The 10,734-nt window shown below is 72.1% G+C and carries 9 protein-coding genes; 5 read left to right on the forward strand and 4 right to left on the reverse strand.

Going from position 1 to position 10,734, the window contains the following annotated elements; all coding sequences use genetic code 11:
* Positions 1–30: 30 nt before the first annotated feature.
* From rhaS to ACH34Q_RS46725, 4 genes are all read right to left on the reverse strand, one after another.
* Positions 31–1,116, reverse strand: a complete 1,086-nt coding sequence (gene rhaS, locus ACH34Q_RS46710) for a rhamnose ABC transporter substrate-binding protein (protein ID WP_395989725.1) — start codon at positions 1,114–1,116, stop codon at positions 31–33.
* Positions 1,117–1,203: 87 nt separating this feature from the next.
* On the reverse strand, positions 1,204–2,208 hold the full coding sequence (locus ACH34Q_RS46715; protein ID WP_395989726.1) for an ABC transporter permease: 1,005 nt from the start codon (positions 2,206–2,208) through the stop codon (positions 1,204–1,206).
* Entirely contained in the window at positions 2,198–3,409 is a 1,212-nt protein-coding gene (locus ACH34Q_RS46720; protein ID WP_395989727.1) for an ABC transporter permease, read from the reverse strand. The genes ACH34Q_RS46715 and ACH34Q_RS46720 overlap by 11 nt, the downstream gene beginning before the upstream one ends.
* 3 nt (positions 3,410–3,412) lie before the next feature.
* Entirely contained in the window at positions 3,413–4,978 is a 1,566-nt protein-coding gene (locus tag ACH34Q_RS46725; RefSeq protein WP_395989728.1) for a sugar ABC transporter ATP-binding protein, read from the reverse strand.
* Positions 4,979–5,305: 327 nt separating this feature from the next.
* Between ACH34Q_RS46725 and ACH34Q_RS46730 the strand changes: the two genes are divergently transcribed.
* Genes ACH34Q_RS46730 through ACH34Q_RS46750 form a run of 5 tightly spaced genes read left to right on the forward strand, consistent with a single transcriptional unit; the run spans position 5,306 to position 10,658 of the window.
* Positions 5,306–6,370, forward strand: coding sequence for a LacI family DNA-binding transcriptional regulator (locus ACH34Q_RS46730; RefSeq protein ID WP_395989729.1), 1,065 nt, complete (start codon positions 5,306–5,308; stop codon positions 6,368–6,370).
* A complete protein-coding gene (locus tag ACH34Q_RS46735) occupies positions 6,367–7,107 on the forward strand; it encodes a (Fe-S)-binding protein (RefSeq protein ID WP_395989730.1) in 741 nt (246 codons plus the stop codon). Before ACH34Q_RS46730 ends, ACH34Q_RS46735 begins: the two co-directional genes overlap by 4 nt.
* Positions 7,104–8,576, forward strand: coding sequence for a LutB/LldF family L-lactate oxidation iron-sulfur protein (locus tag ACH34Q_RS46740; RefSeq protein WP_395989731.1), 1,473 nt, complete (start codon positions 7,104–7,106; stop codon positions 8,574–8,576). The genes ACH34Q_RS46735 and ACH34Q_RS46740 overlap by 4 nt, the downstream gene beginning before the upstream one ends.
* On the forward strand, positions 8,573–9,196 hold the full coding sequence (locus ACH34Q_RS46745) for a lactate utilization protein C (protein ID WP_395989732.1): 624 nt from the start codon (positions 8,573–8,575) through the stop codon (positions 9,194–9,196). Before ACH34Q_RS46740 ends, ACH34Q_RS46745 begins: the two co-directional genes overlap by 4 nt.
* A 13-nt stretch (positions 9,197–9,209) precedes the next feature.
* Complete coding sequence (locus ACH34Q_RS46750) at positions 9,210–10,658, forward strand: rhamnulokinase family protein (RefSeq protein ID WP_395989733.1); 1,449 nt, start codon at positions 9,210–9,212, stop codon at positions 10,656–10,658.
* Positions 10,659–10,734: the final 76 nt, after the last annotated feature.

The raw sequence follows: 10,734 nt of genomic DNA on the forward strand, positions 1-10,734 counted from the left end.
CGGAGCTCCCGGTCACGGCGGGGCGGGAGGTCAGAAGTTGAACTGGTCGATGTTCTTGTCGTCGAACACGGTCGGCGGGCCGAGGATGACCTCGCCGTCCTTGCCGATGGTGCGCTCGCCGAGGCGGCCGACCTTGAACTTCTCGCCCTCGGCGCCGGTGATCTGGCCGGAGGCCAGCGAAGCGGCGGCGTACGAGGCCAGGTAGCCCAGGTCCTTGGGGTTCCAGAGCGCGAACTGGTCGACGGTGCCGTCCTTGATGAACTGGCGCATCTGGTTCGGGGTGCCGAGCCCGGTCAGCGCGACCTTGCCCTTGTACTGCGAGCCGCTGATGTAGCGGGCCGCGGCGGCGATGCCGACCGTGGTCGGCGAGATGATGCCCTTGAGGTTGGGGTGCGCCTGCAGCAGGCCCTGGGTCTGCTGGAACGACTTCTGGTCGTCGTCGTCGCCGTAGACGGTCTTGACGAGCTTGAGGCCGGCGTACTCCGGCTTCTTCAGCTCGTCCTCCATGAACTTGATCCAGGTGTTCTGGTTGGTGGCGTTGGCGGTCGCCGACAGGATCGCGATCTCGCCCTTGCCGTCGAGCTGCTCGCTGATCAGCTTGATCTGGCTGCGCCCGATGTCCTCGGAGCTGGCCTGGTTGATGAACAGGTTCCGGCAGTCCTTGGCGGTGTCGGAGTCGTACGCCACGATCTTGACGTTCTTGCTCATCGCCGACTTGAGCGGGCCGCAGACCGCGTTCTCGTCGTTGGCGGCGATCAGGATCGCGTCATGGCCCTGCTGGACCAGCGTGTTGATGTAGGACACCTGCGAGGAGGCGGAGGCGTCGGACGGGCCGACCTCCTTGGCCTCGCCGCCGTACTCCTTGGCGGCCTCGATGCCGGCCTTGTCGACGATCGTCTCGTACGGGTTGTTGACCTGCTTGGGCAGGAAGGCGATCTTCAGCCCCTTCTTGAGGGGCGCGTTCGGGTTCGCGGTGGCGTTCCCGGCGGCGGGGCCGCCCTCGGACCCCGACGAGGAGTCCTTGGTCGTACCGCCACAGGCGGCCAGCGTGAGCGCCAGGGCGCCCATCGAGGCCATCGCCGCAATGCGGCGTGGCGCGCGCAGACGAACGGTCATGGTCGGTGCCTTTCGGGGTGGGTGGAGGGTGAGTGGCGGGGGGCGGGGTGAAGGTCGGTAGGGAGGGAGCGGACGGGAACCGGACGGTCAGGACGAGGCGGCCGCCGGGGTCGCGGATCGCGCGCCCCGGCTCTTTCCTCGCGACTCGCGGACCACGGCGATCAGCCGCGGGGTGAGCACGGAGATGATCAGCAGCAGCCCGGTGACCACCGACTGGATCTCGGTCGAGACGTCGTTGAGCATCAGCAGGTTGCGCAGCAGGCCGATCAGCAGCACCGCCGCGATCACCCCGCCGAGCGTTCCCTTGCCGCCGTCGAAGTCGATGCCGCCGAGCAGCACCGCCGCGATGACGGTCAGCTCCAGGCCGAGGCCGTTGTCGGCGCGGGCGCTGCCGTACCGGAGCGTGAACACGATCCCGGCCAGGCTCGAGACCAGCCCGGCGACGACGAACAGGATCAGCTTGATCCGCTTGACCCGGATGCCGGCGAAGTACGCCGCGTCCTCCTGCGAGCCGATCGCGAACAGCGAGCGGCCGACGCCGGTGGCGTGCAGCACCACGGCCGTGACGATCGCCAGCAGGGCGAACAGGGCCATCGGGTACGGGATCGCCGTCCCGGGGACTGACTGGGTGGCCAGATCGGTGTACCGCTGGGGGAACTCGGCGATCGCCTCGGTGCCCAGCACCACGTACGCCAGGCCGCGGTAGAGCGTCATCGTGCCGATGGTCACCGCCAGCGACGGCAGCCCCAGCTTGGTCACCAGCAGGCCGTTGATCAGGCCGCAGATCACGCCGACCACCAGCACCAGCGGGATGATCGTCTCCAGCGCCCAGCCGGCGTCCCACAGCCCGCCGGTGAGAGCGCTGCACAGGCCGAGCACGGAGGCGACCGACAGGTCCACCTGGCCGCAGACCACCAGCAGCGTCATCGGCAGCGCGATCAGCGCGATCTCGCTCAGGTCACCGAGCGCGAACGACAGGTTGCCGGGGCCGGCGAAGTCCGGGGAGAACCCCATGCCGCCGAAGAAGACCAGGACCAGCAGCAGGGTGACGGCGGTCTCCCAGCGGATCAGGCCGCGCGCGTCAAACCTCATCGCGGTCGCTCCCTTCTTGCTCACCGGGCGCCTCGTGCTTGCCGGGGGTCGTGGATTCACCGGTGGTCGTGCGTTCGCCGGGGGTCTCGGGTTCACCGGGGGCCGGGGTGGCGGCGGCCCCCTTCCCGTTGCCGTTGAGCTTGCGGCGGCCGCGCCGGGATCTGGATTTGACCTTCAAGGCCCGGGTGGTCCGTACCTCCATCAGCCGGTCCACGCTGATCGCCAGCAGGAGCAGCAGGCCCGTGATGGCGTCCTGCCAGAACGGGTTGACCTGGAGTACGACCAGCACGCTGCCGATGATGGTCAGCAGCAGGGCGCCCAGCGCCGCGCCGTACACGGTGCCGACGCCGCCGACGATGGCGACGCCGCCGACCACGACCGCGCTGACGACCTTCAGCTCCCAGCCGTTGGCCGCGTCGGCCACGACGGTCCCGAACCGGGCCAGCCACAGCACCCCGGCAAGGCCGGCGAGCGCGCCGCTGACCAGGTAGGCGGTCAGCACCCGGCGCCGGAGCGGGACGCCGGCGAGCCGGGCCGCCTCCGGGCTGGAGCCGATCGCGTAGTACTCGCGGCCGGAGGAGTAGGAGCGCAGGTAGAACCCGATGGCCAGCATGACCACCACGGTGATGATCGGCAGGTAGGGGATCCCGAACACCGCGCCGGTACCCAGTGACAGCACCGAGGCGGGCAGCTCGGAGGCGCTGATCTGCTCGCCGTGCGCGATGTAGTGGTCCAGGCCCTGGATCACGTACAGCGTGCCCAGCGTGACGACCAGCGCGGGGACCCGGCAGAAGCTGACCAGCAGCCCGTTCACCAGCCCGCACGCGGCGCCGATCAGGACGCCGAGCACCGCGACCAGCAGGACGTTGCGTTCGGTTCCGGCGGCGAAGTCACCGGTGACGAACGCGACCAGGCCGACCACCGAGCCGACCGACAGGTCGATGTTGCGGGTGATGACGACCATGGTCTGGCCGACGGCCAGCAGGACCAGGATGGAGGCGTTGAGGAAGATGTCCTCCACGCCCTGCGCGGACAGGAACCGCGGGTTCACCAGGGTGGTGGCGATCACCAGCACCAGCAGCGCCCCGACGATGCTCATCTCGCGGGCGCGCAGCACCGACTCGATGAACCGGCGGCCGCCGCCGGCGGCGGGCCCGCCGCCCGCGGGCGGCTTGGTGGGTGTCTCGGCGAGTACGGTCATCGCTCAGGCCGCCTTTCCCGCGCCGTCGCCGCCGCCGTTGCCGTTGCCGCCGTTGCGGCCGGTGGCCGCGGCCATGACGGACTCCTCCGTGGCGTCCGCGCGGGCGATCTCGGCGGCCAGCCGGCCCTCGTGCATGACCAGCACCCGGTCGGCCATGCCGAGCACCTCGGGCAGGTCGGAGGAGATCATCAGTACCGCCAGGTCCTGGCTCGCCAGCTCCGACAGCAGCCGGTGCACCTCGGCCTTGGTGCCGACGTCGATGCCGCGGGTGGGCTCGTCGACGATCAGCACGGCCGGCTCGGTGGCCAGCCACTTGGCCAGCACGACCTTCTGCTGGTTGCCGCCCGACAGCACGCCGACGGTGTCGGACAGCCGGGCGTACTTCAGCTGGAGCCGCAGCGCCCAGTCGGCGGCGCGGTCGCGCTCCACCTTGCGGGAGATCAGCGGCCCGCGCTTGGACGCGCGGCGCAGCGCGCGCAGCTGGGTGAGGCCCATGTTGCGCTCGATGGACATGTCCATGACCAGGCCCTGCTGGCGGCGGTCCTCGGGGACCAGCGCCAGGCCCGCCGACATCGCGGCGGTGGGGCTGCCCGGGGGAAGCCTGCCCCCGGCGACCTCGACCTGCCCGGCGTCCCAGCGGTCCACCCCGAAGATCGCGCGGGCGACCTCGCTGCGGCCCGCGCCGACCAGCCCGGCCAGCGCGACGATCTCGCCGCGCCGTACCTCGAACGAGACGTCGGTGAACGCGCCCTCGCGGGTCAGCCGCGACACCTTCAGCACGACCTCGCCCGGTTCGACCTCCTGCTTGGGGTACAGCGCGCCGAGCTCGCGCCCGACCATCCGCTGGACCAGCCCGTCGGGGGTCAGCCCGGCCACCGGCTCGGTGCCGATGTAGGTGCCGTCGCGCAGCGTGGTGACCCGCTGGCACAGCTCGAAGATCTCTTCCAGCCGGTGCGAGATGAACAGGATCGCGCAGCCCTGCTCGCGCAGCGTGCGGGTGACCGAGAACAGCCGGGCCACTTCCTGGCCGGTCAGCGCGGCGGTGGGCTCGTCCATGATCAGCACCCGGGCGTCCCGGGAGATGGCCTTGGCGATCTCCACGACCTGCTGGTCGGCGATCGACAGCCCGCGGGCCGGCTGCTGCGGGTCCAGCGCGACGCCCAGCCGGGTGAACAGCTCGGCGGTGCGGGCGTGCATGGTGCGCCGGTCGATGCGGCCGAGCCCGGCACGGGGCTGGCGCCCCATGAAGATGTTCTCCGCGACCGACAGGTCGGGGAACAGCGTGGGCTCCTGGTAGATGACGGCCACGCCCGCCTGCTGGGCGTCGGCCGGTCCGTGGAACTCCACGCGCTCGCCGTCCACCCGTACCTCGCCCCCGTCGGGACGGTGCACGCCTGCGAACGTTTTTACGACGGTGGACTTGCCCGCGCCGTTCTCGCCCGCGAGGGCATGGACTTCGCCGGCGTGCAGCTCCAGGGTGACGCCCTGGAGGGCCTGCACGGCGCCGAACGACTTGCTGACGTTGACCAGGGCCAATGTCGGCGGTGCGGACCGGGCGGGTGCGCTCACTGCCACCCTCCTCGCTGGGGTGATCGGTTACGGTCTGATGAAAAACGTTTTAACTGGATGTTGCGGAGGACGCTAGATGTGACCCCGAGCACCCGTCAAGAGGCGACTTCGCGGCGAACCCCCTGGAAGACGCCGAAAACCCCGATCCCGTCGGGGCGGAAGAGATCTTCACGAGTTCCGTCCCAGCGCGTCCCGGGACGCCCACGGCCCTGTGACCGGCGGCGAAACTTCCAACGACAGGCTTGACACGTTTTAAAGACATGACCCAAAGTGAGCGCGGCACACCAGCGCACGAGACATCGGCGCATACGAGACCGGGGGCACGCAGTGGGCACCGTGGGGATCAAGCAGGTCGCCGAGCACGCCGGGGTGTCCCCCGGCACGGTCTCCAACGTGCTCAACCGCCCGGAGCGGGTCGCCACCGCGACCCGCACCCGCGTCGAGGCGTCCATCCTGGAGCTGGGCTTCGTCCGCAACGGCTCCGCCTCCACGCTGCGCGCCGGGCACAGCAGCACGATCGGCCTGATGGTGCTCGACCTGGCCAACCCGTTCTTCACCGACGTGGCCCGCGGGGTCGAGGACGTCGCCAGCGAGCGCGGCTGCGCGGTGCTGCTGTCCTCGTCCGCCGAGTCCGGCGAGCGCGAGCGGCGCAACATCCAGGTACTCGCCGAGCAGCGGGTCCGCGGCGTCCTGCTCACCCCTGTGGGCGAGGACGGCCAGAACGCCGACCGGCTGCTGGACCGCGGCGTTCCCGTCGTCCTGCTCGACCACCCGACCCCACGCGCCAACCAGTGCTCGGTCGCGGTCGACGACGTCGCCGGGGGCGAGCTGGCCGTCGGCCACCTGCTGGCCGACGGGGCGCGCACGCTGGGGGTCGTGACCGGCCCGGCCGCGCTGCGGCAGTGCGCCGACCGGCGCAAGGGCGCGCTGCGGGCGCTGCGCACCGCCGGCCTCGGCCGGGACGCCATGCGCGAACTGGCCGTACCGGCGATGAACGCGCGGGCCGGCGAGGAGGCCGCGCGGCGGCTGCTGGAAGGCGGCCCGCTGCCCGACGCGATCTTCTGCGCCAACGACCTGCTCGCGCTCGGCGTGCTGCGCGTGCTGCTGCAGTCGGGCGTCAAGGTCCCGACCGACGTCGCGCTGATCGGGTACGACGACATCGAGTTCTCGGCGGCGGCCGCGGTCCCGCTCAGCTCGGTGCGCCAGCCCACCTACCAGCTCGGCCGGATCGCGACCGAGCTGCTGCTGGAGGAGTGCGACGACCCCGACGGCCACGCCCACCAGCAGGTCATGTTCCAGCCCGAGCTGGTCGTCCGCGACTCCAGCCGGCGTGCGGGCGGGATCGGCGGGCAGGACGCCGTGACGGAGAGCATGGAAGAGGGATCGCGGTGAAGGTGGCGCTGTTCGTCACGTGTCTCAACGACACGATGTACCCCGGTACGGGCCAGGCGCTCGTCCGGCTGCTGCGCAGGCTCGGCCATGACGTGGACTTCCCCATGGCCCAGACCTGCTGCGGCCAGATGCACTTCAACACCGGCTACCGCCGCCAGGCCGCCCCGATGGTGCGCGGCTTCGCCGAGGCGTTCGCCGGCTACGAGGCGGTCGTGACCCCGTCGGCGTCGTGCGCCGCGATGGTCCGGGACTGGCATCCCAAGATCGCCGCCGGGACCGGCGACCGCCGGCTCGCCGGGGCCGTCGACGAGCTCACGCCCAAGGTGTACGAGGTGTCGGAGTTCCTCGTCGACGTGCTCGGCGTGACCGACGTGGGCGCGTACTTCCCGCACCGCGTCACCTACCACCCGACCTGCCACTCGCTGCGGATGCTGCGCGTGGGCGACCGGCCGCTGCGGCTGCTGCGCGAGGTCCGCGGCATCGACCTGGTCGAGCTGCCCGACGCCACCGAGTGCTGCGGCTTCGGCGGCACGTTCGCGCTGAAGAACCCCGACGTGTCGGCCGCCATGTGCGCCGACAAGGTCACCAGCGTGCGGCGGACCGGCGCCGAGGCGCTGTGCTCGGCCGACAACTCCTGCCTGATGCACATCGGTGGCGCGCTGACCCGGACCCGCGCCGGCGTCCGCACCGTCCACCTGGCCGAGATCCTCGCCGCGACGGAGGAGGAGCCTTCATGAAGCCATCTGACACAGCGATGCCCACCTACGTGGGCATGCCCTCGTTCCCCGACGCGGCGAAGGGCGCGGTCGGCGACACCCGGCTGCGGCGCAACCTCGCGCACGCCACGTCCACGATCCGCGGCCGGCGCGAGGAGGCGGTCGCCGAGCTGGACGACTGGGGCGCGCTGCGCGAGTCGGGCAAGCAGATCAAGGACCACGTGCTGGCCAACCTCGGCCATTACCTGCTCCTCCTGGAGGAGCGGGTCACCGAGGCGGGCGGCACCGTGCACTGGGCCCGGGACGCCGCCGAGGCCAACCGGATCGTGGCCGACCTGGTGAAGGCCACCGGCGAGACCGAGGTCGTCAAGGTCAAGTCGATGGCCACCCAGGAGATCGGGCTGAACGAGGCGCTGGCCGAGGAGGGCATCACCGCGTACGAGACCGACCTGGCCGAGCTGATCGTCCAGCTCGGCGACGACCGGCCCTCGCACATCCTGGTCCCGGCCATCCACCGCAACCGGTCGGAGATCCGCGACATCTTCCGGCGCGAGATGCCGGGCGTCCCCGAGGGGCTGTCGGACTCCCCCGCCGAGCTGGCCGAGGCCGCCCGCCGCCATCTGCGGGCCAAGTTCCTGTCGGCCAAGGTCGCGGTGTCGGGCGTCAACTTCGCCGTCGCCGACACCGGCACCCTGGTCGTGCTGGAGTCGGAGGGCAACGGGCGGATGTGCCTGACCCTGCCCGAGACGCTGATCTCGGTGATGGGCGTGGAGAAGCTGGTGCCGAGCTGGCGCGACCTGGAGGTCTTCCTCCAGCTGCTGCCGCGCTCGTCGACGGCCGAGCGGATGAACCCCTACACCTCCACCTGGACGGGCAGCACGCCCGGCGACGGGCCGCGCGACTTCCATCTGGTGCTGCTGGACAACGGCCGCACCGCCACGCTGGAGGACGAGGTCGGACGGCAGGCGTTGCGCTGCATCCGCTGCTCGGCCTGCCTGAACGTGTGCCCGGTGTACGCGCGGGCCGGCGGCCACGCGTACGGCTCGCCCTATCCCGGCCCGATCGGCGCGATCCTGTCGCCGCAGATCCGCGGGATCGGCTCGGAGGTGGACGCCTCGCTGCCGTACGCCTCGTCGCTGTGCGGCGCGTGCTTCGACGCGTGCCCGGTCGCCATCGACATCCCCGAGGTGCTGGTCCACCTGCGCGCCCGCGCGGTGGAGGGCTCGCGCAAGCACCCGTTCGAGAAGATGATCATGGGTGCGGCCGGCTGGACGCTGCGCTCCCCGGCCCGGCTCGGAGTGGCGCAGAAGGCCGCGTCGGCCAGCCGGTGGGTGGTCGGCCGCAACGGCCGCATCCGCCGGCTGCCCGGCCCGCTGAAGGCCTGGACCGACACCCGCGACGCGCCCGTGCCACCGCCGGAGTCGTTCCGGGCCTGGTGGGCGCGGACCGACGGCGGCACCAAGGACACCAAGGAAGAGGGCGGCAAGTGAACGCGCGGGAGGAGATCCTCGGGGACATCGAGCGGATCACACCGGGCCGATCCGCCGCCGCTGTCGCCGAGGACTACGCGGCGATCGACCGTTCCTACCTGCGCCGCCACCACGAGGACGGCATCCTCGACCTGCTCGCCGAACGGGTCGCCCACTACCGTGCCACCGTGCGCAAGGTCAGCGCCGAGGAACTGCCGGGCGCGGTGGCGCAGGCGCTGGCGGCCCGTCCCGGCAGGTACGCGGTGCCCGAGGGCCTTCCCGCCGAGTGGCTGTCGGCCATGGACACCGAACGGCTCGCGTTCGATCCCGAGATCGCCGGCCTGGACGGGCTCGCGGGCACGGTGACCGGCTGCGCCGTCGCCATCGCCGAGACCGGGACGATCGTCCTCGACCACGGCCCCGGGCAGGGACCGCGCGCGCTGACGCTGGTCCCCGACTACCACCTGATCGTGGTCACCGCGGACCAGATCACCGCCGACGTCCCCGAGGGGCTGGAACGGCTCGACCCGCGCCGTCCGCTGACCTTCGTGTCGGGCCCGTCCGCGACCAGCGACATCGAACTGTCCCGGGTCGAGGGCGTGCACGGCCCGCGCGCCCTCGAAGTCCTCCTCGTCCTCTGAACGGCGCACACCCATGAACTCCCTCCCCTCGGACGGCGCGTCCTTCGCCGCCGTCGACCTCGGCGCGTCCAGCGGGCGCGTGATGGCCGCCCGGATCGGCCCGGGAACGCTCGACCTCACCGAGGTGCGCCGCTTCCCCAACCGGCCCGTCCGGGCGGGCGGCACCCTGCACTGGGACATCCTCGGCCTGTACGGCAACGTCCTGGACGGCCTGCGCGCGGCCCCGCCCGGCCTGGTCTCGGTGGGCATCGACTCGTGGGCCGTCGACTACGGCCTGCTGGACGAGAACGGCGCGCTGCTCGGCAACCCCGTCCACTACCGCGACTCCCGGACCGACGGGGTCATGGAACGGGTCCGCGACGAGGCCGGCGACGACCTGCTCTACGGGGTGTCGGGCCTGCAGTTCCTGCCGTTCAACACGGTCTTCCAGCTGCTGGCCGAGGGGACGAACCTGGACCGGGCCCGGACCCTGCTGCTCATCCCCGACCTCCTCGCGTACTGGCTGACCGGCGAGATCGGCGCCGAGCGCACCAACGCCTCCACCACCGGGCTGCTCGACGTCCGCGAGGGCACCTGGTCGCGCCCGCTGCTCGAGCGGCTCGGCCTGCCGGGCGGCCTGCTGCCCGCGCTGCGCGAGCCGGGCGATCTCATCGGCACGCCGCGTCCGGATGTGGCCGCCGAGACGGGTGTGCCGCCAGGGCTCGCGGTGACGGCGGTGGCCTCCCACGACACCGCGTCCGCCGTCGCCGCCGTCCCCGCGACCGGTGACCGCTTCGGGTACATCTCCTGCGGTACGTGGTCGCTGGTCGGGGTCGAACTGCCGGCGCCCGTCCTGAGCCAGGAGAGCCTCAAGGCCAACTTCACCAACGAGGGCGGCATCGACGGGACGGTCCGCTACCTGCGCAACGTGATGGGCCTGTGGCTGCTGCAGGAATCGCTGCGCACGTGGGGCTCCCCCGACCTCGCGTCCCTGCTGGCCGAGGCCGAGCACGTCCCGGGGCTGCGCTCGCTCATCGACCCCGACGACCCGGAGTTCCTGCCGCCGGGCGACATGCCCGCCCGGATCGCGGCGCACTGCGTGCGGCACGGGTTTCCCCAGCCCGGGACGCGTGCGGAGATCGTACGGTGCGTGCTCGACAGCCTCGCGCTGGCGCACCGCCGCACCCTGCGCGAGGCGGTGCGGCTGTCGGGCCGCGAGGTCGAGGTCGTCCATCTCGTCGGCGGCGGCAGCCGCAACGACCTGCTGTGCCGCCTCACCGCCGACGCCTGCGGGCTGCCCGTCGTGGCCGGCCCGGTCGAGGCGACCGCGCTGGGCAATGTTCTCGTCCAGGCGCGCGCGCACGGCGTCGTCCAGGGGCAGGCGGAGATGCGCGATCTGGTCGCGCGGACCCAGCGGTTGCGCCGGTACGAGCCGCGCGGCGACGCCGCCGCCTGGACCGCCGCCGCGTCCCGCCTCGCCTGATCCACTCCCGCCTTGGTCGACGCGTGGGGGGGGGGGCCGGGGGGGGGGCCGGGGAGCCCTCGGAACGGTCCCGGCG

The sequence above is a fragment of the Actinomadura sp. 9N407 genome, from assembly GCF_044326315.1.
Classification (GTDB): Bacteria; Actinomycetota; Actinomycetes; order Streptosporangiales; family Streptosporangiaceae; genus Spirillospora.